The 25562-nt window shown below is 72.4% G+C and carries 23 protein-coding genes and 1 riboswitch; of the genes, 11 read left to right on the plus strand and 12 right to left on the minus strand.

Going from position 1 to position 25562, the window contains the following annotated elements; translation table 11 throughout:
* Positions 1–692: molybdopterin oxidoreductase family protein (locus FNX44_RS00315; RefSeq protein WP_228449494.1), on the plus strand; the 692-nt coding region annotated here is incomplete at its 5' end.
* 22 nt (positions 693–714) lie between these two features.
* Here FNX44_RS00315 and FNX44_RS00320 read toward each other — a convergent pair.
* Positions 715–1317 carry a hypothetical protein gene (locus FNX44_RS00320; protein WP_143645754.1) on the minus strand — a complete coding sequence of 201 codons (603 nt, stop codon included), beginning with the start codon at positions 1315–1317 and terminating at the stop codon, positions 715–717.
* A gap of 269 nt (positions 1318–1586) precedes the next feature.
* On the opposite strand from FNX44_RS00320, the gene FNX44_RS00325 reads away from it, so the two are divergent.
* Positions 1587–2558: an acyl-ACP desaturase gene (locus FNX44_RS00325; protein WP_143645756.1), complete on the plus strand. Its 972-nt coding sequence runs from the start codon at positions 1587–1589 to the stop codon at positions 2556–2558.
* 54 nt (positions 2559–2612) lie between these two features.
* Here the strand turns inward: FNX44_RS00325 and FNX44_RS00330 are convergent, their stop codons facing one another.
* Positions 2613–3815 (minus strand): DUF5954 family protein, encoded by a 1203-nt coding sequence (locus FNX44_RS00330; protein ID WP_143645759.1) that lies wholly within the window; start codon positions 3813–3815, stop codon positions 2613–2615.
* Positions 3816–3935: 120 nt separating this feature from the next.
* Between FNX44_RS00330 and FNX44_RS00335 the strand changes: the two genes are divergently transcribed.
* A complete protein-coding gene (locus tag FNX44_RS00335) occupies positions 3936–5087 on the plus strand; it encodes a winged helix DNA-binding domain-containing protein (RefSeq protein WP_323368980.1) in 1152 nt (383 codons plus the stop codon).
* A 6-nt stretch (positions 5088–5093) separates the two neighbouring features.
* Here the strand turns inward: FNX44_RS00335 and FNX44_RS00340 are convergent, their stop codons facing one another.
* Together FNX44_RS00340 and FNX44_RS00345 are read right to left on the minus strand one after the other, a co-directional pair.
* Complete coding sequence (locus tag FNX44_RS00340) at positions 5094–6362, minus strand: nucleotidyl transferase AbiEii/AbiGii toxin family protein (protein WP_143645762.1); 1269 nt, start codon at positions 6360–6362, stop codon at positions 5094–5096.
* Complete coding sequence (locus tag FNX44_RS00345) at positions 6359–7030, minus strand: hypothetical protein (protein ID WP_143645764.1); 672 nt, start codon at positions 7028–7030, stop codon at positions 6359–6361. The genes FNX44_RS00340 and FNX44_RS00345 overlap by 4 nt, the downstream gene beginning before the upstream one ends.
* Positions 7031–7124: 94 nt before the next feature.
* On the opposite strand from FNX44_RS00345, the gene FNX44_RS00350 reads away from it, so the two are divergent.
* On the plus strand, positions 7125–7541 hold the full coding sequence (locus FNX44_RS00350) for a VOC family protein (RefSeq protein WP_228449495.1): 417 nt from the start codon (positions 7125–7127) through the stop codon (positions 7539–7541).
* A gap of 23 nt (positions 7542–7564) precedes the next feature.
* Here FNX44_RS00350 and FNX44_RS00355 read toward each other — a convergent pair whose 3' ends face one another.
* Together FNX44_RS00355 and FNX44_RS00360 are read right to left on the minus strand one after the other, a co-directional pair.
* Positions 7565–8317: a helix-turn-helix transcriptional regulator gene (locus FNX44_RS00355; protein ID WP_143645766.1), complete on the minus strand. Its 753-nt coding sequence runs from the start codon at positions 8315–8317 to the stop codon at positions 7565–7567.
* Positions 8310–9299 carry an AraC family transcriptional regulator gene (locus tag FNX44_RS00360; protein ID WP_143645767.1) on the minus strand — a complete coding sequence of 330 codons (990 nt, stop codon included), beginning with the start codon at positions 9297–9299 and terminating at the stop codon, positions 8310–8312. Before FNX44_RS00360 ends, FNX44_RS00355 begins: the two co-directional genes overlap by 8 nt.
* An 82-nt stretch (positions 9300–9381) precedes the next feature.
* Here FNX44_RS00360 and FNX44_RS00365 point away from each other — a divergent pair, with 82 nt between their 5' ends.
* Positions 9382–10254 (plus strand): Rossmann-fold NAD(P)-binding domain-containing protein, encoded by an 873-nt coding sequence (locus tag FNX44_RS00365; protein ID WP_143645769.1) that lies wholly within the window; start codon positions 9382–9384, stop codon positions 10252–10254.
* A 16-nt stretch (positions 10255–10270) separates the two neighbouring features.
* Here FNX44_RS00365 and FNX44_RS00370 read toward each other — a convergent pair whose 3' ends face one another.
* Positions 10271–10879, minus strand: coding sequence for a SanA/YdcF family protein (locus tag FNX44_RS00370; RefSeq protein ID WP_143645851.1), 609 nt, complete (start codon positions 10877–10879; stop codon positions 10271–10273).
* Positions 10880–11052: 173 nt separating this feature from the next.
* Here FNX44_RS00370 and FNX44_RS00375 point away from each other — a divergent pair, with 173 nt between their 5' ends.
* A complete protein-coding gene (locus tag FNX44_RS00375) occupies positions 11053–11478 on the plus strand; it encodes a gamma-glutamylcyclotransferase family protein (protein WP_143645771.1) in 426 nt (141 codons plus the stop codon).
* A 52-nt stretch (positions 11479–11530) separates the two neighbouring features.
* Here the strand turns inward: FNX44_RS00375 and FNX44_RS00380 are convergent, their stop codons facing one another.
* Entirely contained in the window at positions 11531–11965 is a 435-nt protein-coding gene (locus tag FNX44_RS00380) for a nitroreductase/quinone reductase family protein (RefSeq protein WP_143645772.1), read from the minus strand.
* 273 nt (positions 11966–12238) lie between these two features.
* On the opposite strand from FNX44_RS00380, the gene FNX44_RS00385 reads away from it, so the two are divergent.
* Genes FNX44_RS00385 through nirD form a run of 3 tightly spaced genes read left to right on the plus strand, consistent with a single transcriptional unit; the run spans position 12239 to position 16577 of the window.
* Positions 12239–13558 carry an NAD(P)/FAD-dependent oxidoreductase gene (locus FNX44_RS00385; protein WP_143645774.1) on the plus strand — a complete coding sequence of 440 codons (1320 nt, stop codon included), beginning with the start codon at positions 12239–12241 and terminating at the stop codon, positions 13556–13558.
* On the plus strand, positions 13558–16185 hold the full coding sequence (nirB, locus tag FNX44_RS00390) for a nitrite reductase large subunit NirB (protein WP_143645776.1): 2628 nt from the start codon (positions 13558–13560) through the stop codon (positions 16183–16185). The genes FNX44_RS00385 and nirB overlap by 1 nt, the downstream gene beginning before the upstream one ends.
* Positions 16182–16577: a nitrite reductase small subunit NirD gene (gene nirD, locus FNX44_RS00395; RefSeq protein ID WP_143645778.1), complete on the plus strand. Its 396-nt coding sequence runs from the start codon at positions 16182–16184 to the stop codon at positions 16575–16577. Before nirB ends, nirD begins: the two co-directional genes overlap by 4 nt.
* A gap of 154 nt (positions 16578–16731) precedes the next feature.
* Here the strand turns inward: nirD and FNX44_RS27845 are convergent, their stop codons facing one another.
* Complete coding sequence (locus FNX44_RS27845) at positions 16732–16878, minus strand: hypothetical protein (protein ID WP_173019078.1); 147 nt, start codon at positions 16876–16878, stop codon at positions 16732–16734.
* Between the two features lie 576 nt (positions 16879–17454).
* A riboswitch (cyclic di-AMP (ydaO/yuaA leader) is annotated at positions 17455–17631 on the plus strand.
* Positions 17632–17636: 5 nt separating this feature from the next.
* On the opposite strand from FNX44_RS27845, the gene FNX44_RS00400 reads away from it, so the two are divergent.
* Complete coding sequence (locus FNX44_RS00400; RefSeq protein ID WP_143645780.1) at positions 17637–19010, plus strand: transglycosylase family protein; 1374 nt, start codon at positions 17637–17639, stop codon at positions 19008–19010.
* A gap of 172 nt (positions 19011–19182) precedes the next feature.
* On the plus strand, positions 19183–20343 hold the full coding sequence (locus tag FNX44_RS00405; RefSeq protein ID WP_143645781.1) for an alkaline phosphatase PhoX: 1161 nt from the start codon (positions 19183–19185) through the stop codon (positions 20341–20343).
* 178 nt (positions 20344–20521) lie between these two features.
* On the opposite strand, the gene ppdK is transcribed toward FNX44_RS00405, so the two are convergent.
* The 3 genes from ppdK to FNX44_RS00420 form a co-directional block, all read right to left on the minus strand.
* Complete coding sequence (ppdK, locus tag FNX44_RS00410) at positions 20522–23269, minus strand: pyruvate, phosphate dikinase (RefSeq protein WP_143645783.1); 2748 nt, start codon at positions 23267–23269, stop codon at positions 20522–20524.
* Positions 23270–23826: 557 nt separating this feature from the next.
* Positions 23827–24960: a tRNA dihydrouridine synthase DusB gene (gene dusB / locus FNX44_RS00415; protein WP_143645785.1), complete on the minus strand. Its 1134-nt coding sequence runs from the start codon at positions 24958–24960 to the stop codon at positions 23827–23829.
* Between the two features lie 107 nt (positions 24961–25067).
* The gene (locus FNX44_RS00420; protein WP_143645787.1) at positions 25068–25484 is read right to left on the minus strand and encodes a Fur family transcriptional regulator; all 417 of its coding nucleotides are present in this window, start codon (positions 25482–25484) and stop codon (positions 25068–25070) included.
* Between the last annotated feature and the right edge of the window lie 78 nt (positions 25485–25562).

The following is a 25562-nucleotide window of genomic DNA, read 5'->3' on the forward strand; positions in this document are numbered from 1 at the left end:
CGCCGCCCGGCGTCCGCAGCGACCTTCAGGTGCTGAACTCGCTTGCGTCGCGCCTCGGTTGGGAGAAGGGCTTCCCGGTGGACGCCGAGGAGGCGTTCGCCGAGCTGCGCCGCGCCTCGGCCGGCGGCAAGGCCGACTACTCGGGCATCACCTACCGGCGGATCGCCGAGGAGGACGGCGTCTTCTGGCCGTGCCCCGACTCCGCCGACGGGCCGCGCCACCCCGGCACGCCACGCCTCTTCCTCGACCGCTTCGCCACCCCGGACGGGCGCGCGCGGTTCGCGGACGTCACCCACCGGGCGTCGGCGGAGGAGCCCGACGAGGAGTACCCGCTGCTGCTGACCACCGGACGGGTGCTCGCCCAGTACCAGTCGGGCGCGCAGACCCGCCGGGTGCCGACGCTCAACTCGGCTGCCCCGGAGGCCTTCGTCCAACTGCATCCGCTGCTCGCCGAGCGCGTCGGCGTCGCCGACGGCGAGCCGGTGGCGGTGACGTCCCGGCGCGGCCGGGCCGTCGCCCCGGCGAAGGTGAGCCGCGACATCCGCCCCGACACGGTGTTCATGCCGTTCCACTGGGCCGGGGAGGGCCGTGCGAACACGCTCACCAACCCCGCTCTCGACCCGACCTCCCGCATGCCGGAGTTCAAGGTCTGCGCCGTCCGCGTGGAACGCGCGGAACGCGCGGCCGGCTGAACCGCCGCCACGGGCGCAGCCCTCAGCGGATGGCGCCAGTCCACTTCGGCGGCTCCGCGAAGACGTTCACGTCGCCGTCGAACCGCGACGCCTGGACGACGACCTCGCGGCCGTCGCTCCTGTCGATGGAGAACTCCTCGGTGAAGTCGGCGCTGCGACCAGGCGCCAACCGGCCGGCCATCTCCTTGGAGCCTTCGGTCACGTAGAGGAAACGAGTGTCGCCGCCGGTTGTGGCGCCCACGGCGGAGAAGTGGAAGCCGTCGAGGTCAACTGGCGTGTCGCCGTCGTTGGCAACCCGAAGGTGGACCCGGAAGGCGAGTCGGTCGGCCTCGGGGCGGGTGTCGAACTCGCCGAAGGACGTGATCTCGGTGAGTCGCGTGACAGTGAGCTTGAGCCCGTCGACGTAGCGGAACGTGTCACCGACCCGGAGTTCGGTGTCCGGCGCCTCCTCGGCCTCCTTCTGACCTTCCTCCGACGCCGGCGACTCTGTCGACTCGTCCGTCACCTCCTCCTCGGAGGTGGAACGCTCGGCGGTGCCCTGCTCGGGCGAGGTACAGGCGCTGCCACCGAGGACCAGCGCGAGTGAGGCCACGGCCGCCACCACGGCGGCGCGAATGCGGGACATGGCTTCAGCCCCTGTCGAAGAGAACGCCCAGTCTGCGGGCGGCGGTTTTCCGGTGGGAGCGAGATCTGATTCCGATCCGGCCACGGAGTGGCGTAGATCACATCGGCGGGCAACAGCCGCGCGAGAAAGGGCCGGTGATGGGGGATGGCGACACTGCGTGAGCTCGCGACTCCACCGATGGGCTTGGCGGGGGCGCTCGGCGGCGCTTAACCTACGGTTTCGTAACCTACGACCCCGTAGGTATGTCGTCGTGTTTTTCTGGAGCCCCCGTGACGCTGACCTCTCCCTACCTCGCCGGCTCGAAGGAGTGGACGGACGCCCAGCTGCTGTACGCGCTGGAGGAGGTCGTGGAGAAGGAACTCAACCGGCATCTGAAGGTCGCCAAGGACTGGATGCCGCACGAGTACGTGCCCTGGTCGGATGGGCGCAACTTCCCCGGACAGTTCGAGGACGGCGAGCCCTGGGACCCGCGCGAGTCGAAGGTCACCGACATCGGCCGCATCGCGCTTGTGGTCAACCTGCTCACCGAGGACAACCTGCCCAGCTACCACCACGAGATCGCCTCGCTCTTCGGGCGTGACGGCGCCTGGGGCACCTGGGTGCACCGCTGGACGGCCGAGGAGGGCCGCCACGGCATCGTCATGCGCGACTACCTGCTCGCGTCCCGGGCAGTCGACCCGGACGAGCTGGAGCGCTTCCGGATGGCGCACATGTCGGAGGGCTTCGAGTCAGACAACCGGCACTCGATGCTGCACTCCGTCGCCTACGTGGCGTTCCAGGAGCTGGCCACGCGTATCTCGCACCGCAACACCGGACACCAGTCCGGTGACCCGGTCTGCGACCGGATGCTCGCGCGGATCGCCACCGACGAGAACCTGCACATGGTCTTCTACCGCAACCTCCTGCGCGCCGCCTTCGAGCTGGCACCGGACCTGACGATGCAGGCCGTGCGCGACGTGGTGGTCGACTTCCGGATGCCCGGCCACGGCATGCCCGGCTTCGAGCGGTCCGCCGCGCGCATGGCCATCGGCGGTATCTACAACCTGCGCATCCACCACGACGACGTGCTCCAGCCGGTGCTGCGCTTCCTGAAGATCATGGAGATCGACGGGCTCGGCCCCGAGGGCGCCCGGGCTCAGGAGGAGCTGGGTCTCTACCTGGCCGGGCTGGAGAGCGAGGCCGTGAAGCTCGACGAGAAGCTCGCCGCCCGCCAGGCGCGGATCAACGCACGCAAGGGCTGAGCCCGCACGGGGTGGTGCCGCCGGTTCGGGGCGGCACCACCCCGGCGGGGCGGCTCAGGGGCGGGGGCGCCGGGCCTTCCGGCGTGCGACGTCCTGCTGGTAGAGCTCGATCAGCCGGCGGGCCTGCTCCTCGACCCGAGCCCGCTCGGGGTCGGGGGCGGCGCCGCCGCCCTCGGGGTACTCGTCGGCGTTCTCGGCGTTCTCGGCGTTCTCGGCGTTCTCGGCGTTCTCGGTGTCCTCGTCGTCCTCGTCGTCGAGCTCTCCGGCCTCGCGCAGCTGCTGCTCCTGGAGCTTGACCGGCGGTTGCGGGTCGTGGTCGGAGGGCCGGGAGGGCTCGGGGCCGTCCGGGCCGACGCGGACGAGCCGTTCGACCCGGACGATCCGGTAGCGGCGCCCGCACACCTGAAGCTCGTCGGCGCGGGCGTCCTCCATCTCGTCCGCCGCCGTGACGTACGGCGCGCTCTCCTCCGGGCTCAGGCGCAGTTCCCAGGGCACCATCACCCGCAGCCGGGTGGCGAGGCCGCTTCTGGCCTCCCGCGGGGTCGGGCTGTCGTGGGCCGTGTCCGGGCGCCAGCGCCCGCCCTCGCACGTGGCGACCAGGAAGGCCGGCGGCAGCAGCACGCCGCCCGGATACTCCCGGGAGGCCCGTACCGAGTCCCGGCGCACGTCCTCGGGGACCGTGCCCGCCCTCGCCACCAGGGCGAGCAGTTCCAGTCGCAGGATGCTCTCGGACATGCCGGTCGGCAGCGCCGGGTCGATGACAAATCCGTCCAGCGGGTCGGAGGCGGTACCGCCCGGCTCCGGGCCGCGCGGATCGGCGTCGGTGGGCCGGGGCGGCTCCGGACCGTCGGGTCCGTGCCGGACGAACCGCTCGGCGCGCGCCACCCGGTAGCGCACGCCGCGCACGGTCTGCTCGTCGACGGCCTCCCAGTCCATGCGCTCGGCCGCCCGCTGGAACTCCGCGCGGGCCGCCTCGTCACCGGACTCCTCGGCCTCCTTCGCCCGGACGCGGAAGTGGTGGCCCATGCTGTCGCGCGCGTCCTGCGGTGCGAGCCCGGAGAACGACGAGACGACGTCCCAGCCGCCCGCCTCCCGCTCCCGGACGACGCCGAAGGCGGGCACGCCGGCCGACAGCAGATCCGGGTAGCCGTCCCTGGCCTGCCAGGCCGCGACGTCCGTGACGGCCGCCACGGGTCCGTCCGGGCCCGACACCCGGATCGTTCGGTAGGAGGGCACGTTGTCAGTGGGGTCGGTCATGCTGGGCAGCATGACCGTCGACCACGCCCGCTCGGGGGCGAACCGGTGGAGATTCACGCCCACAGGTGGTTCACGCGCCACCGGCGACGCCGGCGGGCCGCGTTGAGCGCCCGCCCGCGCGTGAGCGACGCGCAGCGACGCGCGCTGCTGGGCGTCAGGCACCGGCTGGCAGGTCCCGGCGCCCGTACGGTCGCCGAGGCCGCCGGGGCGGTCGTCGGCCTGCACGCCACGGACCCGGCCACGGTGTTCCTGTCGGCCGCCGCGCGGCTCGCCGAGCCGACGGTGGCCGAGGTGGAGCGGTCGCTGTACGAGGAGCACACGGTCACCAGACTGCTGTGCATGCGGCGCACGATGTTCGTCGTGCCGACCCCGCTCGTGCCCGTCGTCGACGTCTCCACGGCGCGGGCGGTCGCCGCGCGGGAGCGGCGCGGCTTTGTCGCCGAGGTCCACAAGGCGGGCTGGTCGGACGCGCGGCTGGCGGCCGCCGAGCGGCTGTTGCTGGCCGCGCTCGCGGAGCGGGGCGAGGCGACGGCGGTGCGGCTGACGGCCGACGTGCCCGAGCTGCGGGAGCAGTTGGTCCTGGCGCCCGGCAAGTCCTACGAGTCGCGGATCAGCGTCGGCTCACGGCTGCTGCGGGTGCTGGCCGCCGAGGGCGCCGTCCGCCGGGCCCGGCCGAGCGGGGCCTGGACGAGCGCCCGTTTCCGCTGGACGCTCGCCGAGCCGCACGCCACGGACCTGGCACCGGCGGAGGCCAGGAGCCGGCTGGCCCGGGAGTACCTGGCCGCGTTCGGTCCGGTGACGGTCGAGGACGTGAAGTGGTGGACGGGCTGGACGCTGACCGACACCCGGCGGGCGCTGGCGGCGGTGGAGACCGTGGAGGTCGACCTGGACGACGGGTCGGTGGGGCTGCTGCTGCCCGAGGACCACGCGCGGGCGCCCTCCCCGGAGCCGTGGGTGGCGCTGCTGCCGTCCCTCGACCCGAGCTCGATGGGCTGGCGGCGGCGGGGCTTCTACCTCGATCCGGAGCTGGTCCCGGCGCTGTTCGACCGCAACGGGAACATCGGCCCCACGGTGTGGGCGGACGGACGGGTGATCGGCGGCTGGGCGCAGCGGGCGGACGGTCGGGTGGCCCACCGGCTGCTCGTCGACCCGGGCGCCGAGGCCCGCGCGCGGGTGGCCGCGACCGTCGGGGAACTCACCGCCTGGCTCGGCCCCGCCCGCGTCACGCCCACCTTCCGCACCCCGCTGGAGCGGGAGTTGGCGGCGGACTGAGAGTTGTCAGCCGCTCGGCGGGACAGGCGGCAGGTCGGCCTGTGCCGTCGCCTTGTCGACGTCCAGTGCGCGGAAATCGGCCACCACGCGGACGGCGTCTGTCAGGAAACTGTCACCGCCCAGCAGTTCGCTCGTGACGGCCACCGCGTCCGCGACACCGAGCTGTGCCGCCGTCAGCGCGCGTTGGACGGCCGCCATGCCCTCGCGCGCGAGGACACCGCGGTACCGGGGGAGGTCGTGGTGGGAGAACCACGTCACCCGCATGCGGTGGCGGTCGGCGGAGAAGGTGGGGGCGAGCGCGGTGCGCAGCCGCTCGGCGTGGGCGTCGGCGGTGTCCGGGAGGTTCGGGGCGTCCTTGCGGAACTCGTCCCACTCGGTGGCATGGGCGAGGTCCGACAGCAACTCGGGGAGCGGTGGGCGCCGCCACTCGTCCCCCATGCCGTGCAGTACCTCGCACAGCAGCTCGTACCGCAGCGGCACCGCTTCGGCCAGCAGCACCGCGTCGTAGAGGTCCTTGCCCTCGGGATAGCTGTGGGTCAGCAGCCACTGGACCTTCCAGGCGAGGGACAGTTCGGGCCCGGCGGAGGTGAGTGTCAGCGGCGGGCCGCCGCCGGGGCGGGGCACCCGGGTCCGCTCGGGCTCGAGGGGGAGCCGTTCGCCGAAGACGAAGTCGAGCTGTACGGTGCCGCCCGGCTCGTCGGGGTCCGCCTGCCGCCAGGGCAGGACCAGGCGGCGGCCCGGTACGCGGTCGTAGGTCCAGATCTCGTCGCTGACGGCGCCGGCCGCCTCCAGCCGTGCCGGACCGTCCGCCGACAGTTCTTCGGCGGCCCGGGCGAGGCCGGTGAGCATCCGGTCGGTGCGCGGGTCGTCCAGGTTCCAGGAGCGGGGCACCACGACGAAGTCGAGGTCGCCGGGTTCGCGTGCCTCGTCGCCGAACCACGCGGTCATCAGGACGCTCCCCCGCAGCACGAGGTGTTCTGCCCAGGGCGAGTCGGCGACGGCCGCGAGTGCCGCGTCCAGCGCGTACCGCCGGGCGACGCGCCAGCGTTCGCCCCTTTCGGCGTCCCCGAAGCGTGGCTCGCCCAGTCGCATGGCGTTCGCGTAGTGCAGGCTCGCCGGGTCGAACACCATCGGCTGGTCGACCCCGTCGAAGTCGATCGGCCGCAGTGTGGCGGGCAGTGAGCACGCCACGCGTTCCGCCTCGTCGGGCGCCTTGCGTGGCGCCGGGGTGTCGGGCCACGGCCCGTACCGCACCTGGGACCAGTTTGTGCTCATCGCGCCGCCTCCGCTTCCCTGATCCAGCCGGCGTCCAACGCCTGCGCACTGTCGTACACCACGAACTCCCGCTCGGACGAGATGATTTCCCAGCCCGCGGCGGTCAGTTCGGCGGTGAGGTCGGAAAGGCGGCAGCTTGCTGTCGTGTCACCGACGCCGCGGCAGCGCTGCGTGACAAAGCGTTCGGCCGGGCCGTCGTCGCGCCTGCGGCGAGCGTTCCGGGACACGTGAGCCCCGTGTCTCTCGGCCAGCCGGGCCAACGCGGCCAGCTCGGCGTCGGCCGGCAGGAGCAGTTTGACGTGGTGCTCGAAGTACTGGTCGCCGGGCAGGGAGCGGGCGGCGCTGTCGTCCCGGGGCACCCCGTCCGACCACGGCGTCGCCTCCACCTTCGTCCGTACGACCCGGAATCCGGCCGCCGACAGACCGGCCGCGGTGGCCTCGGCGCTGTCGGCGGCCTCGGCGAGGGTGCCCTGGGCGCGCTGCGTGATCATCGGCTGCCATGGCGTGCGTCCTCGATCGAGGACGATGAACGCGCACTTCAGGCCGTGGGCGCGGGCGAAGTCCTCCAGCCCGGACAGTTCGTCCCCGGTGCCGTCCACGGTCAGGTGGATCTCGAAGTCTCCGGCGAACAGCCGGCCTTGCACGGCGAGTCGTACGGATGTGCGCATCAGGCCATCCTCTCGTACCGCCCGTGCCGTCCCGGTCGGGGCACGTCCGATTCGTTCAAGACCGGCGGGCGGCGGTGGCCGTAGCGTGCCTGGCATGGAACAGCACAGCAAGGACCGTCCCGCTCCCCGCTTCGACATGATCGGCATGGTGACAGCCGACATGGCCGCCACGCTCGCGTTCTACCGACGGCTCGGGTTGGACATCCCGGCCGAGGCCGACGGGGAGCAGCATGTCGAGGTGGCCGGTCCCGGCGGGGTCCGGCTCGGTTGGGACACCGTGGAGGTCATCCGCACGATGTATCCGGACTACCGGATGCCGACCGGCGAGGGCCGTGTCTCGCTGGCGTTCCGCTGTGCGGACGCGGCCGATGTGGACCGGGTGTACCGGGAGCTGACGGAGGCCGGTCACCACGGCGAGAAGGCACCGTGGGACGCGTTCTGGGGGCAGCGGTACGCGGTGGTGCTCGATCCGGAGGGGAACGGGATCGACCTCTTCGCCCCGCTGGGCTGACCTCCGGCCCGGGCCCTGGAGGCTCATGCCGCAGTGCCGGCGGGGTGGCTTCGCAGCCGGCCGGGTGGCAGTCCGGTGAGGGCTCGCACCTCCCTGGTGAGGTGGGCCTGGTCGGCGTAGCCGGTGGCGGCGGCTACCTCGGCGAGCGGTCGGCCCGACGTGATGAGCGGCAGCGCCGCGCGGAGCCGTAGGACCCGGGCGAGCGTCTTGGGCCCGTAGCCGAACGCCGCGAGCGCGCGGCGGTGCAACTGGCGTGGGCTCAGGGCGACTTCGTCGGCGAGTTCGGCCACGGGACGGCCGCGGCGGAGTCCGGCCGCCACGGCTTGGCACAGCGGGTCGGGAGGCTCACCTGCCAGTTCGAGGGCGATCCGCTCAAGCATCGCGCCCCGGTCCGTCGCGCGGTCCACGCGTGCGGTGAGGCGACGGGCCCGGGTGAGCGGCAGGACTTCCGCCAACGGCACCCGGCGATCGCGGAGTTCGTGCGCGGGCACGCCGAGCAGGGCGGGCGCGACGCCCGGCGGGAGCCGCAGTCCGGCCCATCCGGCGTCCGGCGTCGACCTGCTGGTGTGCGCCCGGGTGTCGGGGCCGGCCACCAGCAGGCCGTCGGCGGCCTCGTGCCAGATGAGATCCATGCAGCCGTCGGGCAGGACACGGGTGTCCTCCTCCGGGCCGCCGCCTGCCGGGCGGGTCCAGATCTGCGCGCCGGGCAGCCGCGACGCGGGCCGCTCCCGGTAGCCGGCCGGGGCGCCTTCGCCGGACGCGCTCCGGTCAGACATCCCGGGTCGCCGCCGGGGCGGGTTCGGGGGACGACTGGTCGGTCGGGGTGGTCAGGGCGGCCCGGTACTCGCGGGGGCTGACGCCGCGCAGGCGTTTGAACGCGGAGCTGAGCGCGAACGCGTTGGCGTAGCCGACCCGGCGCGCCACCGACGCCACGGTGTGACCGGGGGTGCGCAGCAGGTCCGCCGCGATGTCCATCCGCCAGTCGGCGAGGTAGGCCATCGGCGTCTCCCCGACCAGTTCGGCGAACCGGCGGGCCAGGGCGGCTCGGGAGACACCGACGGCGGAGGCGAGCGAGGCCACCGTCCAGGGCCGGGCCGGGTCTGCGTGCAGGAGTCGCAGCGCGGGGCCGACGACGGGGTCGCCCTGGGCCCGGTACCAGGCGGGGGCCGCCGCCTCCGGCCGGTCGAACCAGGCACGCAGCGTCGCGATCAGCACCAGGTCGAGCAGCCGGTCGAGCACGGCCTGCTGGCCGGGGGCGTCCCGGCCGATCTCCTCGGCGAGCAGCGGAAGCAGCGTGCGGCAGTTGGGGTCGTCACGGACGACCACCACCGGCGGCAGGGCGGCCAGCAGTCGTGCGCTGACGTCGCCCTCCGGCCGGTAGGTGCCGTTGACCACGACCACCGAGCCGTCGCCGTCCGCGCCCCAGGTCCGTACGCCCAGGGCCAGTTCGTCGCAGACGCTGACGCCGTCGGCGGTGGTGCAGACGTCGCCCGGTTCGGCCACCAGGCTCGGCGGGGTGGCCGGGTCGTCGGCCACCAGGTAGCCGGTCGGGCCGCGGACGACGGCCACGTCTCCGGGTTCGACGCGGACGGGGTCGACCTCCGGGTGCACGATCCAGGCGGGCGCGTCCAACACGGTGTAGAGCGACAGCGGGGCCTCGTCGCGTACGAGCAGACCCCAGGGCGGTTCGACCACCAGCCGGTGGAAGCAGCCGCCCCGCGCCCGGGCGCCGTCGAGCAGTTCGGCGAGCACGTCCATGCCACCAAGCGTAGACGGACACGTATGTCTCCGCGCCTGTCGGCCATGTTCCGTCTCACCGGCGGCGGCTTGACTGGACCGCATGACACACACGGAGACACCCACCAACACCGCCGCGCCCACGCTTGTCCTGGGTTCCAGCGGCAAGATCGGCAGCCGGGTGGCGCGGGCGCTCGACGAGCGCGGCGTGCCCGTCCGGCTCGGCGGGCGGCGCGGCGAGCCGCCCTTCGACTGGCAGGACCGCGCCACCTGGCCGGCAGCGCTCGACGGCGTCCGCTCGGTCTTCCTGCTCTACGCCCCGGACCTGGGCACCACCGACTCGGTGGCGGACATCGCCGCCTTCACCGAGCGGGCAGCGGCGGCGGGCGTGGAGCGGATCGTGCAGTTGTCCGCGCGCCTCCCCGACGAGGGCCGCACCGCGACCGAGGGGCTGATGGCCGACGCCGAGGCGGCCGTCCGGAAGGCGGGCCCGGACTGGACCATCCTGCGTGCCGGCTGGTTCTTCCAGAACTTCGACGAGGGCTTCCTCTCCGCGTACGTGCGCGCGGGCACGCTCGCCCTTCCCACGGCCGAGGGCCGGGAGTTCTTCGTGGACGCCGGCGACATCGCCGAGGTCGCCGCCGTCGCCCTCACCGAGGGCGGGCACGCGGGCCGGACCTACGAGTTGACCGGTGCGCGCGGGTTGACCTTCGGGGAGGCGGTGGCGGAGATCGCCTCGGCCGCGGACCGCAGGATGGACTACCTCCCTTTGGCGGAGGAGGAGTTCGGCGCCGCGCTGACCGCCGAGGGCTTCCCCGCCGAGACCGTCGCCCTGGTCGGCGACCTGCTCCGGCGGATCCGGCTGGGCGGCCTCGACCACGGGACGGACGACGTGCGGACGGTACTCGGCCGCGCCCCGCGCGACTTCGCGGACTTCGTCAAGGACGCCTCCGCTAACGGGAGTTGGCGGGCCTGAACGGACGACCGCGTGGTCAGTCCGCGGACAGTGCGCGGGCGATGCCCGGCTCCTGCGGTCCGAGGAACCGCGGGTCGGGGGTGAAGGTGGCCTCCAGGCCCGCCTTCACCCCCGCCGCCAGTTCGCGCAGGTGTCCTGCGTACCAGACGGCGTTGCGCGCTTCGGCGACGGCGACGCCGTGCGCCCGGACGCCCGCCGCGTCGCAGAGCGCGACCGCGCGCGGCACGTGGAATGCCTGGCTGACCAGCAGCGCCTCGTCCACGCCGAAGACCCGCTTGGCGCGGGAGCAGGACGCCCAGGTGTCAAAGCCGGCGTAGTCGAGGACGACCCTGTCGGCGGGCACACCGCGCCGGAGCAGATGGTCGCGCATGGCGGTCGGCTCGTCGTAGTCGGCGCGGCTGTTGTCGCCGGTGAGCAGCAGGGCGCGCACCTTGCCGCCGTGGTAGAGGTCCGCCGCGGTGTCCAGTCGGCTCGCCAGATAGCGGGAGGGCTCGCCGTCCCGCAGGCCGGCGCCGAACACCATCGCGACCGGGGCGTGCGGCGCCGCGGCCGCCGGGCCGACCCGGCCGTCCGTGCTGAGCCTGATCCAGGTCGTCGGCAGCAGCGCCAGGACGCACAGCAGCATCAGCACCTGGGCGAACCGCCGTCTGCCCACGGTACGTCGCGCCGCGCCCGGGCCCCCGTCCGGCTTCTCGGGTCCTGCTGCCTCGGTCGTCGTCACGGTGCTGCCTCGGTCGTCGTCACGATGATCATGACGCGAGAGGGAGCGGACCGGTTTCGTCCGGTTACCGTGACGGCATGAGCGAGTCCGCTGAGAGGTTGCCGTTCTTCGTCTACGGCACACTGCGCCCGGGCGGGCGGCACCACGCCTGGGCGCTGCGCGGCCGGACGGTCCGCGAGGACCCGGCCCGGATGGCCGGTCTGCTGCTCTACCGGGGCCCCGGCTACCCGTACGCGGTCGCCGGGGAGGGCGAGGTGCGCGGCGAGCTGGTCATGCCCCGCTCGACCGAGTACGACGAGGTGCTGCGGGTGCTGGACGAGTTGGAGGAGTACCGGCCCGGCGATCCGGCGAACGTCTACGAGCGCATCGCGGCGGAGGCGTTTTTGCTGGTCGGCGGGGTGGAGCGGGCCTGGGTGTATCTGGCGGCGGCGCCGCTCACCGCGCGGCTGCGGGCAGAGGGCGTGCTGATACCCGGCGGCGACTGGGCGAAGGCCGACCGCTGAGGCCCGCTACTCGACTGTCCGTCCGGCGACCGTCCGCCGGACCGGCCTCCGGCTACCGGCGGCGGAGTTCGACCAGGGGGATCCGTCGGCCGGCGCGGCGCTGGTGGTCCTCGAGGAACGGCCACCAGGACAGCGCCTCGGCGTACAGCCGCGGGTGCTCCTCGGCGGCGGCCTCCGACGCCAGTGCCGGGAAGTGCTCGCCGCCCAGCTCCACCTCGACCTCGGGATGGGCGAGGACGTTGTGGTACCAGTCCGGGTGCCGGGGCGCACCCATGAAGGAGGCGACGACGAAGAGTCGCCCGCCGTCCAGTTCCAGGTGGCCCAGCGGGTTGGTGCGGCGGGTGCCGGTGCGCGCGCCCGTGTGTGTGAGCAGCAGCAGGCCGTCCGCGTTGAAGGGCAGATCGTCGCCGAGCGGACCGCTGCCGCGTCGGGCACGGAAGCGCTCGACCACCTTGCTGTTGAATGCGATTGCCGCCTGCCGGTTCATGGGCGGGAGCCTAGACGCCGGTCGCCGGACGGGGAACGCGCACACCGGACGCTTGACGGGTCAGGCGGGGGCGCGGGGGCGCTGGCCACGGCGTTCGGGGCGCCCGGCGGGATGGACGCGCCTCGCCCGCCCGGCGTGTCGCGCCGCGCCCGGTGCGGTGAGCGGAGTGGCTTCGCCGCTCACAGTGGGGCACGGGCGGTGCTGAGGTCACCGTTGCTCCCGGGAAACAACGGTGATGCCGCCGGGTAACAGCCGGCCCGCACGCTGAACGGCATGACCTTGAAGCGACGTGTGGTGGTGATCGGCGGCGGGATGGCCGGTGCCCGGCTGGTCCGACGCCTGGGCGCGGTGCCCCACCTGTCCGTCACGTTGCTCGGCGAGGAGCCGCATCCGGCGTACAACCGGGTTCTGCTCGCCGAGGTGCTGGCCGGCCGGTACCGGCCGGAGGTGGTCGCGCTGCCCGGCCCGGGCGACGGCGTCGAGGCCCGCCGAGGCGTGCGTGCGGTGCGGATCGACCGCGCCGAGCACGGCGGGCTTGTGGTGTGCGACGACGGCTCCGAGGTGCCGTACGACACCCTGGTGCTGGCGACCGGTTCCAATCCGGTGCTGCCGCCGGTGCGCGGGCTGTTCGAGGAGCGGCGCTCGGAGGGGCGCGAGCTTCCGGAGGGCGTGTACGCGTTCCGCACGATGGACGACTGCCTGGCGCTGGCCGCCGCCGCCGAGGACGTGGCGACTCCGCGTGCGGTGGTGATCGGCGGCGGTCTGCTGGGCGTCTCGGCGGCCCGGGCGCTCGCGGCGAGGGGTGTGCGGACGGTGCTGGCGCACCAGGGCGAGCACCTCATGGAACGCCAGCTCGACCAGGCCGCCGGCAAGCTGCTGCGCCGGCATCTGGCGGGCCTGGGTGTCGAGGTGCACACCAAGTGCCGGGTGCGGGGCCTGACCACCGAGACCGGGGCCGACGGGCGCCGCGCGGTGCGGGCCGTCACCATGGCCGACGGCTACCGCCTCGACTGCGACCTGGTCGTGCTGGCCTGCGGGGTGCGTCCCCGGGTGGGGCTGGCGCGCGCGGCCGGGCTGACGGTCGCCGGCGGTGTGGTCGTCGACGACCGGCTGCGCACCAGCGACCCGAACATCCACGCCGTCGGCGACTGCGCCGAGCACGCCGGTGTGCTCTACGGGCTGGCCGGTCCCGCACAGGACCAGGCGGACGTACTCGCCGGCGTGCTCTCCGCCGAGAGCGCCGAGAGCGCCGAAGGCTCCGAGAGCGCCGAGAGCGCTGTGCCGCGCTACACGGGCACCAGGGCGCTGACGCGGTTGACCCTCGCCGGCCCCGGCCCCTTCGACCTCGCCGCGTTCGGCGAGACCGAGCCCGGCCCCGCCGACGAGGTCGTGCAGCTCGCGGACCACACCGTGGGCGCCTACCGGAAGGTCGTCGTCCGGGGCGACCGGCTTGTCGGCGGAATCCTGGTGGGCGATCTCAGTGCCGTCGGCGCGGTCGCCCGCAGCTGGGCGGACGACGAGTCGCTGCCCGTTCCCGAGGCGGCGGCCGACGCCCCGCTGCTCCACCTGCTCACCCACGATGGAGGCTCCTGATGTCCACCACGGCACCCCACCCGTCCACCGAACCGTCCGCGGACGTGCCGACGATCGTGCTGGTCGGGCACGGCATGGTGGGCCACCGCTTCCTTCAGGCGCTGGCCGACCGCGGACTGACCGAACGGACGCGGATCGTCGTGCTCTGCGAGGAGCCGCGCCCCGCCTACGACCGGGTGCAGCTGACCTCCTACTTCTCCGGGAGGACGCCCGACGAGCTGTCGATGGTCGAGGACGGCTTCCTGGAGAGGCACGGCATCGAGCTGCACCTGGGCGATCCGGCGGAGTCGATCGACCGGCAGGCCCGTACGGTGACCGCCCGGTCGGGTCGGGTCGTCCGCTACGACACGCTGGTGCTGGCGACGGGCTCGTACCCGTTTGTCCCGCCGGTGCCCGGCAGTGACAGCACGGGCTGCTTCGTCTACCGGACCATCGAGGACCTGCTGGCCATCGAGGAGTACGCGAAGGGCGCCACGAGCGGTGTGGTGGTCGGCGGCGGGCTGCTCGGCCTGGAGGCGGCGGGCGCGCTGAACGGTCTGGGCGTGCGGACGCACGTCGTGGAGTTCAACGACCGGCTGATGGCGATCCAGGTCGACTCGGGCGGTGGCGCCGCATTGCGCCGCACGATCGAGGACATGGGCCTGCTGGTGCACACCGGTGTCGCCGGTCAGGAGATCACCACCGGTGAGGCGGGCGCGGTCGACGGCATGGTGCTGTCGGACGGCGGGCGGCTGGACACCGACATGGTGGTGTTCTCCGCCGGAGTCCGTCCGCGCGACCAGCTGGCCCGGGACTGCGGTCTCGACGTGGGCGAGCGCGGCGGCGTGGTGGTCGACGAGCTGTGCCGGACGACGGACCCGGCGATCTACGCGATCGGCGAGTGCGCGAAGGCCGTGGACGGCATGGTCTACGGCCTGGTCGCGCCGGGCTACGAGATGGCCGAGGTCGCCGCCGACGCGATCGGCGGCGCGGGCGCGCTGTCCTTCACCGGCTCCGACACCTCGACGAAGCTGAAGCTGCTCGGCGTGGACGTGGCGTCCTTCGGCGACGCGCACGGCCGGGCCGAGGACAGCCTGGACGTCGTGTACTCCGACTCCCGGGCGGGCGTCTACAAGAAGCTGGTGGTCGGCGAGGACGGCACCCTGCTGGGCGGCGTGCTGGTCGGCGACGCGGAGGCGTACGGGACGCTGCGTCCGCTGGTGGGCACGGTGCCGCCGGTCGCGCCGGAGTCGCTGGTGCTGCCCGCCGGCAGCGGCGGCGCCCCGGCGCTGGGCCCCTCGGCGCTGCCGGACGAGGCGGTGGTGTGCAGCTGCCACAACGTCACCAAGGGCACGATCCGGTCGGCGGTCACCGAGCACAGCTGCACCACCGTGCCGGAGGTCAAGAAGTGCACCAAGGCCGGTACGGGCTGCGGCAGTTGTGTGAAGGTGCTCGGCCGGCTGGTCGAGGACGAGCTGGAGTCGCAGGGCGTCACGGTCGACAAGGGACTGTGCGGCTGCTTCGGGCAGACCCGGCAGGAGCTGTACGAGATCGTGCACACCCTGCGCATCACCTCCTACCAGCGGCTGCTGGACGAGTACGGCCGTCCTGAGGCGCGGGGCGGGGAGGGCTGCGAGGTCTGCAAACCGACCGTGGCCTCGGTGATCGCCTCGCTGGCGCCCGCGATCGGCGCCGACGGATACGTGCTCGCGGACGGGCAGGCGGCGCTCCAGGACACCAACGACCACTTCCTGGCCAACCTCCAGCGCAACGGCTCGTACTCGGTGGTGCCGCGCATCCCCGGCGGCGAGATCACCCCGGAGAAGCTGATCGTGATCGGCGAGGTGGCCAGGGACTTCGGTCTCTACACGAAGATCACCGGCGGGCAGCGGATCGACCTGTTCGGGGCCCGGGTGGACCAGCTGCCGATGATCTGGGCCCGGCTGGTGGAGGCGGGCTTCGAGTCGGGGCACGCCTACGGCAAGTCGCTGCGGACGGTGAAGTCCTGCGTCGGGCAGACCTGGTGCCGCTACGGCGTGCAGGACTCGGTGCGGATGGCGATCGACCTCGAGCTGCGCTACCGGGGGCTGCGGGCGCCGCACAAGCTGAAGTCGGCGGTGTCCGGCTGCCAGCGGGAGTGCGCGGAGGCGCAGAGCAAGGACTTCGGCGTGATCGCCACGGCCGGCGGCTGGAACCTCTACGTCGGCGGCAACGGCGGCGCCACTCCCCGCCACGCGGACCTGCTCGCGCAGGATCTCAGCGACGCCGAACTGATCAGGCTCATCGACCGGTTCCTGATGTTCTACATCCGCACCGCCGACCGGCTGGAGCGCACGGCGGCGTGGTTGGACCGCATCGAGGGCGGCCTCGACCACGTCCGGGACGTGGTCGTGCACGACTCGCTCGGCCTGTGCGCGGAGCTGGAGGCGCTGATGGCCGAGCACGTGGCGCACTACCGCGACGAGTGGGCCGCGACGCTGGAGGACCCGGAGAAGCTGGGCCGCTTCGTGTCCTTCGTCAACGCGCCCGGAGTGCCCGACCCGACCGTCGCCTTCGTTCCGGAGCGCGAGCAGATCAAGCCGGACCTCACGCTGCTCTCCGGCCCCGACATCCCCGTCCGCACGCTTGAAGGGACCACCGCGCGATGACCGCTCTCACCGCAGCCACCCTGCCGACGTCGTCCGAGACGACGGACACCGTGATCGAGGTCCGCTTCGAGGACGCCTGGACGCCGGTCTGCGAGCTGGCCGCACTGCTGCCGGGCCGCGGCGTTGCGGCCCTGCTGCCGGACGGCACCCAGATCGCCGTCTTCCTCGACCGCGAGGGCCGTCCGTACGCGATCGGCAACCGGGACCCGTTCACCGGCGCCTACGTGCTCTCCCGGGGGCTTCTGGGTTCGACGGGCGGGGTGCCGTTCGTGGCGTCGCCGCTGCTCAAGCAGCGGTTCGAGCTGACCACCGGCCGCTGTCTGGACGACGCGGACGGCGAGGAGAACCGGGTTCCGGTCTTCCCCGCCCGGACCGGCCCCGCGGCCGACTGAGGCCCGCGCCGACCGAAGCCCTGGCCGACCGAAGCCCTGGCGGACCGAGGCCCGTCCGAGCGCACGTCCCACGACTCACACCCGGCATGCCGCGTCCCATTGCCCTGTCCGGCGCGGCCTGCCGGGTGTGTTCCACGTCGCCCCGCCGGAACGCTCAGCCGGCGGGGCGGTCGCAGTCGTCCGCCGACACCGGTACGTCGCTCCGCGGTGGTTCGCCCTCCACGGCCCGCGCGGGGCCGACCAGCGCCAGTCCGGTGATCGCCGCCGCGGCGGCGATCACACCGGCCACAAACCTCCTCATTCGTCCCCCCAAAGGTGTTCGCACGGTTCGGGCTGGTCCGGCCCGAACGGGATCCGATACGGACGTTAGCGACGCCGGGGGCGCCTCGTCCGAGGAACGGATGATCCGGCACAAGTGGAATCCCACGCTCGACCTCGGGGCCGACGCCGGGCCCGACGTGACAAAAGGGGCATAAGTGCATCAAACCCAAGGCGGAAACCGGGCAACCCGCTGACACCCCGTCAGCGGGGACGTGACGGGAATCGGGTGATGTAAAGACCCGCGGAAGCCCTTCGGTGACCGGAGTCACAGAATTTTCGAGGACGTGCAATTGCACCGCCGACCGGCATTCCCCACATTCCGTCAATTCGGCTGCTCAGCGCATTTCTTCACAGGGCGGACATGATCGCCCATCTCACCCAGGGAGAGGGCGCCGGTGCGGACAGTCGCCAAATCGCGCCGGTCCTGCCCGATTTGTCTCCTCCCGGGCGACCCGCTGCTTGTCTGCGCCAAATCGTTGTGTTTACCGTTCCTCCGCTGTCGCATCACGTGCGCCGGCCCCAGAGTCGGGACGCCGAGTCCTGCCGCCCGACGACGGGAAACAGATCACCGCACGGCAGGAGCGGGGGAACCAGGTAAGTGCCGAGTCGTGGCGCACACGACCGGCTTGGGGTGAAGCCACCGCCCGGGGCGCACAGCGCGAACCGGAGAGGTGGCCGGGCATCTCCAGCCCGAATCCGACAGCTCACCTCGTAGGCGTAGGAGAGGACAACACCCCTATGTCTCGTGGCCGCCATCGCCGCTCGAAATACTCCCAGATCGCCCGTAGTGTCTCCCGGGTCTCCCTCGCCCTCACCGCCGGCGGTGCCGGCATAGCCCTCCCGCTCGTCGGCGCCGGCACCGCCAACGCCGCCCCGGTCTCCGTCTGGGACAAGGTCGCCCAGTGCGAGAGCAACGGCAACTGGTCCATCAACACCGGCAACGGCTTCTACGGCGGACTCCAGTTCCAGCAGTCCAGCTGGGCCGCCGCCGGGGGCACGCAGTACGCCCCGCGCGCCGACCTGGCCACCAAGGACCAGCAGATCGCCGCCGCCGAGAAGCTGCTCGCCATGCAGGGCCCCGGCGCCTGGCCTGTGTGCGGCGCGCGTGCCGGACTGAGCCAGAACAGCGGCTCGCCCGACATCAACCCGGCCGGCACGACCGCCGAGTCCAAGCCCGCCGCCCAGCAGGCCCCGAAGGCGCCCGCGCCCAAGGCCGAGGCTCCGAAGGCCGCCGCGCCGAAGGCCGAGGCCCCCAAGGCCGCGCCGAAGCCCGCCGCGCCCAAGCAGGCCGCGCCGAAGCAGGCCCCCAAGGCCGGTGCCGCCTCGCACACCGTCGTCTCCGGCGACACCCTGCACGGCATCGCCGTCGCGGAGGACGTCGAGGGCGGCTGGCAGGCGCTGTACGCCAAGAACAAGAGCACGGTCGGCGGCAACCCCGACCTGATCTTCCCGGGCCAGCGGCTCACGCTGGACGGTACGGCCGCCGCCGCGCAGGACGCCCCGAAGCAGGCGCCCAAGCAGCAGGCCCCGAAGCCGGCGCCCAAGCAGCAGGCCCCCAAGCAGGAAGCGCCCAAGCAGGAGAGCAAGCCGGCCCCCAAGGCCGAGGCACCCAAGCAGGAGAGCAAGCCGGCTCCGAAGGCGCAGGCCCCCAAGGCCGAGCAGCCGAAGCCGGCCGCCAAGGCCCCGCAGCAGGTCAGCGCCCCGGCCTCCGGCTACGCCGCCCCGGTCGCCGCCGCCCCGTCGACCGCGTACCGCGCCTCCGGCGCCATGTGGTCCAGCGGCTACCACACCGGTGTGGACTTCTCCGTGCCGACCGGTACGCGTATCAACAGCGTCTCCAACGGCACCGTCGTCTCCGCCGGTTGGGCCGGCGCGTACGGCAACCAGGTCGTCATCCGGCACAACGACGGCCGGTACAGCCAGTACGCCCACCTGTCCTCCCTCTCGGTGAGCGCCGGCCAGTCGGTGACCGCCGGGCAGCAGATCGGCCTGGCCGGCTCCACCGGCAACAGCACCGGCCCGCACCTCCACTTCGAGGTCCGCACCGGCGCCGGCTACGGCACCGACATCGACCCGCTGGCCTACCTCCGGTCCAACGGCGTCACCATCTGATCGGTCGGCCCCTCCGCCAACCGATGCCGTGAACCGGCCGTGCCCGCTTATGGGCACGGCCGGTTCACGTGCTGTTGCGGACAGGTCCACCACGGGCTCCTATCCTCCGAGCGTTTGGCTCCGCGGCCCGCCGGGTCGTGGAGCGTCCACGACGACATCCGGTGAGGTAACCGTGGAACGTCGCACCTTCCTGCGTGGCGCCGCCATAGGCGGCTCGGCGATCGCCTTCGGCGGCACGTTGACGCACGGCGCGGCCTACGCCGCCCCCGCGCAGAACGGCCCCAGCCCCTACGGTCCGCTCGGCTCCCCCGACAGCAACGGCATCCGGCTCCCCAGCGGCTTCACCAGCCGCGTCGTCGCCCGCTCCAACCAGCAGGTGCCGGGCACGTCCCACACCTGGCACCGCGCACCCGACGGCGGCGCCTGCTTCGCGAACGGGTCCGGCTGGATCTACGTCTCCAACTCCGAGATCAACCCCGGCGGCGGGGCGAGCGCCCTGCGCTTCAACTCCTCGGGCAACGTCACCGGCGCCTACCCCATCCTCAGCGGCACCCGGCAGAACTGCGCCGGCGGCGCCACCCCCTGGAACACCTGGCTCTCCTGCGAGGAGGTCGACCGCGGGTACGTGTACGAGACCGACCCGTTCGGCGTCAACTCCGCCGTGCGGCGCGACGCGATGGGCCGCTTCAAGCACGAGGCCGCCGCGGCCGACCCGGTGCGCCAGGTCGTCTACATGACCGAGGACGTCGGCAACGGCTGCTTCTACCGGTTCATCCCCGGCACCTGGGGCAATCTCGCGTCCGGCACGCTCCAGGTCCTGGTCGCCGGCTCCGGCACCTCCGGCTCCTACACCTGGGCCACCGTGCCCAACCCGTCCGGCTCCGGCACGGCCACCCGGGACCAGGTCTCCGGCGCCAAGCGCTTCAACGGCGGCGAGGGCTGCCACTGGGCCGGCGACCACGTCTGGTTCACCACCAAGGGCGACAACCGCGTCTGGCGGCTGAACCTGACGAGCAGCACCTACGAGCTGACCTACGACGACAACCTCGTCGTCGGCGGCAACGCGCCGCTGACCGGCGTCGACAACATCACCGGCAGTTCCTCCGGCGACCTGTACGTGGCGGAGGACGGCGGCAACATGGAGATCTGCCTCATCACGCCGGACGAGATCGTCGCGCCGTTCCTGCGCATCGACGGCCAGTCGTCGTCGGAGATCTGCGGCCCGGCGTTCTCGCCGAACGGCAGCCGGCTGTACTTCTCCAGCCAGCGCGGCACCAGCGGCAGTTCGAGCGGCGGCATCACCTACGAGGTGACGGGCCCCTTCCGCTCCTGACGCGCCGCCCCCGACGGGCTGCCCCCGACGGGCTGCCTCTGACGGGCTGCCCCTCCCCCGTCGGAAGAAGGAAGAAGGGGGCGGTGGGTCACTCCGCACAGGACCCACCGCCCCCTTCCCGATCCCGGGCCGCCGCCGACGATGAGGGTCGTTGTCGCGGCGGCCCGGGAGACCCGGGTCAGCGGCTGTCGCTGCCGGAGCTCTCCGCGGCGGCCCGGCCCGCCTCGAGACGGGCGACCGGGATGCGGAAGGGCGAGCAGGACACGTAGTCCAGTCCGACCTCGTGGAAGAAGTGCACCGACTCCGGGTCGCCGCCGTGCTCGCCGCAGACGCCGAGCTTGAGGTCCGGGCGGGTGGCCCGGCCGTCGCGTACGGCGTCCTTCACCAGCTTGCCGACGCCGTCCTTGTCGATCGTCTCGAACGGCGAGACACCGAAGATGCCCTTCTCCAGGTACGCGGTGAAGAAGCTCGCCTCGACGTCGTCGCGACTGAAGCCCCAGACCGTCTGGGTCAGGTCGTTGGTGCCGAAGGAGAAGAAGTCGGCGGACTCGGCGATCTGGCCGGCGGTCAGGGCCGCCCTGGGCAGCTCGATCATCGTGCCGAGGGTCAGCCCGAGGTCGACGCCGTAGGTCTCCTCGACCTCCCGGATGACCTTCTCCGCGTCCTCCCGGACGATCTCCAGCTCCTGGACCGTGCCGACCAGCGGGATCATGATCTCCGCGCGCGGGTCGCCGTTCGCGGCCAGCCGCTCGGCCGCCGCCTCGGCGATCGCCCGCACCTGCATGGTGAACAGTCCGGGGATCACCAGGCCGAGCCGGACGCCGCGCAGACCCAGCATCGGGTTCTGCTCGTGCAGCCGGTGGACGGCCTGGAGAAGCCGCAGGTCGTTCTCGTTGTGGTCCTTGCGGGCCTCGGCGAGCGCGACCCGCACGGACAACTCGGTGATGTCCGGCAGGAACTCGTGCAGCGGCGGGTCCAGCAGCCGGACGGTGACCGGCAGCCCGTCCATCGCCTCGAAGAGCTCCTTGAAGTCGCCCTTCTGGAGCGGCAGCAGGGCCGCGAGCGACTGCTCGCGCTCGTCCTCGGCGTCCGCCAGGATCAGCCGCTCGACCAGCTCGCGCCGCTCACCGAGGAACATGTGCTCGGTACGGCACAGGCCGATGCCCTGCGCGCCGAACCGGCGGGCCCGCGCCGCGTCCTCGGCGTTGTCCGCGTTGGCCCGCACCCGCAGCCGGCGCACCCGGTCGGCGTACGCCATCACCCGGTGCACGGCCTTGACCAGCTCGTCGGCGTCCTCGGCGCCGGCGTGCATCCGGCCCTCGAAGTACTCCACGACCGGCGAGGGCACCACCGGGACCTCGCCCCGGTAGACCTTGCCTGTGGAGCCGTCGATGGAGATGACGTCGCCCTCGTCGATGACGATGCTGCCCTTGCCGTCCGGGCTGGGCGCGGTCAGCTGGCGCCGCTTGGTGTCGACCTCCAGCTCCTCGGCGCCGCAGACGCAGGTCTTGCCCATGCCGCGGGCGACGACGGCCGCGTGGGAGGTCTTGCCGCCGCGCGAGGTGAGGATGCCCTCGGCGGCGATCATGCCGTCCAGGTCGTCGGGATTGGTCTCCCGGCGGATCAGGATGACCTTCTCACCCGAGCGCGACCACTTGATGGCCGTGTACGAGTCGAAGACCGCCTTGCCGACCGCGGCGCCCGGCGAGGCCGCGATGCCCCGACCCAGCTGCTCTATGGCGGCGTCGGAGTCGAAGCGCGGGAACATCAGCTGCGCGAGCTGCGCGCCGTTGACCCGCTGCAGCGCCTCGGCCTCGTCGATCAGACCCTGGTCGACGAGCTGGGTGGCGATGCGGAACGCGGCGGCCGCGGTGCGCTTGCCGACGCGGGTCTGCAGCATCCACAGCTTGCCGCGCTCGATGGTGAACTCGATGTCGCACAGGTCCTTGTAGTGCGTCTCGAGCGTCTCCATGATCTGCATCAGCTGGTCGTAGGACGCCTTGTCCAGCTGCTCCAGGTCCGCCAGCGGCACCGTGTTGCGGATACCGGCGACGACGTCCTCGCCCTGGGCGTTCTGGAGGTAGTCGCCGTACACGCCCTGCTGGCCGCTGGCCGGGTCGCGGGTGAAGGCGACGCCGGTGCCGGAGTCCGGGCCGAGGTTGCCGAACACCATCGAGCAGACGTTGACCGCCGTGCCCAGGTCGTGCGGGATGCGCTCCTGGCGCCGGTACAGCTTGGCCCGGTCGCCGTTCCACGAGTCGAAGACCGCGCGGATCGCCAGGTCCATCTGCTCGCGCGGGTCCTGCGGGAAGTCCCGCCCGGTCTCCTTGCCGACGATGTCCTTGAACTGCTCGACCAGCGTCCGCAGGTCGGCGGCGTCCAGCTCGACGTCGGTGGAGACGCCCTTGGCCTTCTTGGCCTCCTCCAGCGCCTCCTCGAACAGCTCGCCGTCGACGCCGAGCACGGTCCTGCCGAACATCTGGATCAGTCGGCGGTAGGAGTCCCAGGCGAACCGCTCGTCACCGGCCTGCTCGGCGAGCCCGTCCACGGACTCGTCGGAGAGCCCGATGTTGAGCACCGTGTCCATCATGCCGGGCATGGAGAACTTGGCGCCGGAGCGGACGGACACCAACAGCGGGTCGTCGGCCTGGCCGAGCTTCTTGCCCATCTGGCGCTCGAGGGCGTCCAGGTGGGCGCTGACCTCCTCGCGCAGCGCGGAAGGCTCGGTGCCGGAGTCCAGGTAGACCTTGCAGGCCTCGGTGGTGATGGTGAACCCGGGGGGCACGGGAAGACCAAGGTTGGTCATCTCGGCGAGGTTGGCTCCCTTGCCACCGAGAAGATCCTTGAGCTCCTTGTTGCCCTCCGTGAAGGCGTACACGAACTTGGGAGAGTTCGCTGATACGTGTGGATCTTTGTTTTCCGACACGGGACTCGACTCCTCGTGGACGGCTGCCCTGACGGCGGGGAGCGTACCCAGATCGAAGGCCGATCAGCACGGGTAGCAGCACGTCACACGGCTGTAACCACCCATCCGCCAGTACATCGAAAGTAAAGCGCCGCCCAAGTGCCGGAACGAGAACCATTGGAAGAGTGAACGCATAGTGACGGCTGGCATCCACCTCAACACACACCGTCGAAAAGACGAGCATTTTGAGTTCGGGTGACGAACACAAACCGACTGGCACTCAGTGCCGCTCGTTGGAGAACTGCATTACACAGGTGAGCGCTCATATGAGCGCAACCCCTATCACTCGTGGCGAGAATCACGCGCTTGCCCGGCTCGAATCCCACGATCCGGACCGCACTTCCCGTGGGGTTCACCGGAACGCAATCCTCCGGTGATGGCACTGAGTGCAGGTGACCCACGCCACTACCGCCACGCAGAGTCACCGGAAACGTCAACGGCGGGACGTGACGTCACCTTTTCAGGTGGTGTCGCGTCCCGCCGGACGGGGAATCGGGGTGCTGTCGCGTCGGACGGGGTCAGCCGCCGGAGGTCTCCAGCTCCGCGTCGGCGGTCACCGACGCGCAGTCGTAGGGGTCTTTCAGCCAACCGTCGGGAAGCACGACCCGGTTGCGGCCGTGCGTGCGCCCGCGCGGTCCGTCGGCGCCCGCCGGCCACGGCTGCTCCAGGTCCAACTGGTCCAGCAGCTCCCGCAGCTCGGCGAGCGACGCGGCCACGGACAGTCGCTGCCGGAGCTGCGAACCGACCGAGAAGCCCTTGGTGTACCAGGCCACGTGCTTGCGGAAGTCGATCACGCCGCGCGCCTCGTCGCCCAGCCACTCACCGAGCAGCCCGGCGTGCCGCACCATGACGTCGGCCACCTCGCGCAGCGTCGGCCGGGCGTAGCCGCTCTCCCCCCGGCCGTCGAACGCCGCCACCAGGTCCCCGAACAGCCAAGGCCGTCCCAGGCAGCCGCGCCCGACGACCACGCCGTCGCAGCCCGTCCGCCGCATCATCCGCACGGCGTCCTCCGCCGACCAGATGTCGCCGTTGCCGAGCACGGGTATCTCCGGCACCGCGTCCTTCAGCCGCGCGATCGCGTCCCAGTCGGCGGTGCCCGCGTAGTGCTGCGCGGCGGTGCGGCCGTGCAGCGCGACGGCCGTGACGCCCTCCTCGACGGCGATGCGGCCGGCGTCGAGATAGGTCAGGTGGTCGTCGTCGATGCCCTTGCGCATCTTCATCGTCACCGGCAGGTCGCCGGCGCCGGCGACCGCCTCACGCAGGATCGAGCGCAGCAGGTTCCGCTTGTAGGGCAGCGCGGAGCCGCCGCCCTTGCGGGTCACCTTCGGCACCGGGCAGCCGAAGTTCAGGTCGATGTGGTCGGCCAGGTCCTCCTCGGCGATCATCCGCACCGCCTTGCCGACGGTCGCCGGGTCGACTCCGTAGAGCTGGATCGAGCGCGGCTTCTCACTGGCGTCGAAGTGCACCAGCTGCATGGTCTTCTCGTTGCGTTCGACCAGCGCCCTGGTGGTGATCATCTCGCTGACGAACAGGCCGCGGCCGCCGCTGAACTCCCGGCACAGGGTTCGGAAGGGCGCGTTGGTGATCCCCGCCATGGGGGCCAGCACGACAGGCGGCTGGACGGTGTGCGGTCCGATAGCGAGCTGCGACATGGGTTCCTGCGTCCTCGGGGGCTACGACCGTCCATTGTCCCCCATCGCGCGACGACCGGGTGGCGGGACCGTCGCCGGCCCGCCACCCGGTCGTCTCTCGCGCGTGCTCAGGCCCGCTTGGCCGCGCAGTCGCCGCAGGTGCCGAAGATCTCGACGGTGTGCGCGACGTCCACGTAACCGTGCTCGGTGGCGATCTGGTCGGCCCACTTCTCCACCGCCGGACCCTCCACCTCCACGGCCCGCCCGCAGTGCCGGCAGACCAGGTGGTGGTGATGGTCGTCGCTGCTGCACCGGCGGTAGACGGCCTCGCCCTCGTCGGTGCGCAGCACGTCGACCTCGCCGGCGTCGGCCAGCGACTGGAGCGTGCGGTAGACGGTCGTCAGCCCGACCGAGTCGCCCCGGTGCTTGAGCATGTCGTGCAGCTCCTGCGCGCTGCGGAACTCGTCCACCTCGCTGAGCGCCGCCGCCACCGCGGCCCGCTGCTTGGTCGCCCGTCCTCGGACGGGGGGACCTGCGGTCGCCACCATTGCCTCCTTCGGACATGTGTCCTGTGCGCTGCTCCGCCTGGGCGGCCATTGTGCCAGGTATGGACCGCCGGGCGA

Origin of the sequence: Streptomyces alkaliterrae (assembly GCF_007097205.2) — a bacterium.
Classification (GTDB): Bacteria; Actinomycetota; Actinomycetes; order Streptomycetales; family Streptomycetaceae; genus Streptomyces; species Streptomyces alkaliterrae.

Excerpts from the sequence above, each read along its gene's own strand:
- FNX44_RS00380 (WP_143645772.1), bottom strand. The coding sequence starts at position 11,965 with ATGAACCGGCAGGCGGCAATCGCATTCAACAGCAAGGTGGTCGAGCGC.
- FNX44_RS00400 (WP_143645780.1), top strand. The coding sequence starts at position 17,637 with ATGTCTCGTGGCCGCCATCGCCGCTCGAAATACTCCCAGATCGCCCGT.
- nirB (WP_143645776.1), top strand. The coding sequence starts at position 13,558 with ATGTCCACCACGGCACCCCACCCGTCCACCGAACCGTCCGCGGACGTG.
- FNX44_RS00330 (WP_143645759.1), bottom strand. The coding sequence starts at position 3,815 with ATGACCGACCCCACTGACAACGTGCCCTCCTACCGAACGATCCGGGTG.
- FNX44_RS00370 (WP_143645851.1), bottom strand. The coding sequence starts at position 10,879 with ATGCTGCTGTGCGTCCTGGCGCTGCTGCCGACGACCTGGATCAGGCTC.
- FNX44_RS27845 (WP_173019078.1), bottom strand. The coding sequence starts at position 16,878 with ATGAGGAGGTTTGTGGCCGGTGTGATCGCCGCCGCGGCGGCGATCACC.
- FNX44_RS00360 (WP_143645767.1), bottom strand. The coding sequence starts at position 9,299 with ATGGACGTGCTCGCCGAACTGCTCGACGGCGCCCGGGCGCGGGGCGGC.
- nirD (WP_143645778.1), top strand. The coding sequence starts at position 16,182 with ATGACCGCTCTCACCGCAGCCACCCTGCCGACGTCGTCCGAGACGACG.
- FNX44_RS00345 (WP_143645764.1), bottom strand. The coding sequence starts at position 7,030 with ATGCGCACATCCGTACGACTCGCCGTGCAAGGCCGGCTGTTCGCCGGA.
- FNX44_RS00320 (WP_143645754.1), bottom strand. The coding sequence starts at position 1,317 with ATGTCCCGCATTCGCGCCGCCGTGGTGGCGGCCGTGGCCTCACTCGCG.
- dusB (WP_143645785.1), bottom strand. The coding sequence starts at position 24,960 with ATGTCGCAGCTCGCTATCGGACCGCACACCGTCCAGCCGCCTGTCGTG.
- FNX44_RS00340 (WP_143645762.1), bottom strand. The coding sequence starts at position 6,362 with ATGAGCACAAACTGGTCCCAGGTGCGGTACGGGCCGTGGCCCGACACC.
- FNX44_RS00355 (WP_143645766.1), bottom strand. The coding sequence starts at position 8,317 with ATGTCTGACCGGAGCGCGTCCGGCGAAGGCGCCCCGGCCGGCTACCGG.
- FNX44_RS00350 (WP_228449495.1), top strand. The coding sequence starts at position 7,125 with ATGGAACAGCACAGCAAGGACCGTCCCGCTCCCCGCTTCGACATGATC.
- FNX44_RS00385 (WP_143645774.1), top strand. The coding sequence starts at position 12,239 with ATGACCTTGAAGCGACGTGTGGTGGTGATCGGCGGCGGGATGGCCGGT.
- FNX44_RS00375 (WP_143645771.1), top strand. The coding sequence starts at position 11,053 with ATGAGCGAGTCCGCTGAGAGGTTGCCGTTCTTCGTCTACGGCACACTG.
- FNX44_RS00365 (WP_143645769.1), top strand. The coding sequence starts at position 9,382 with ATGACACACACGGAGACACCCACCAACACCGCCGCGCCCACGCTTGTC.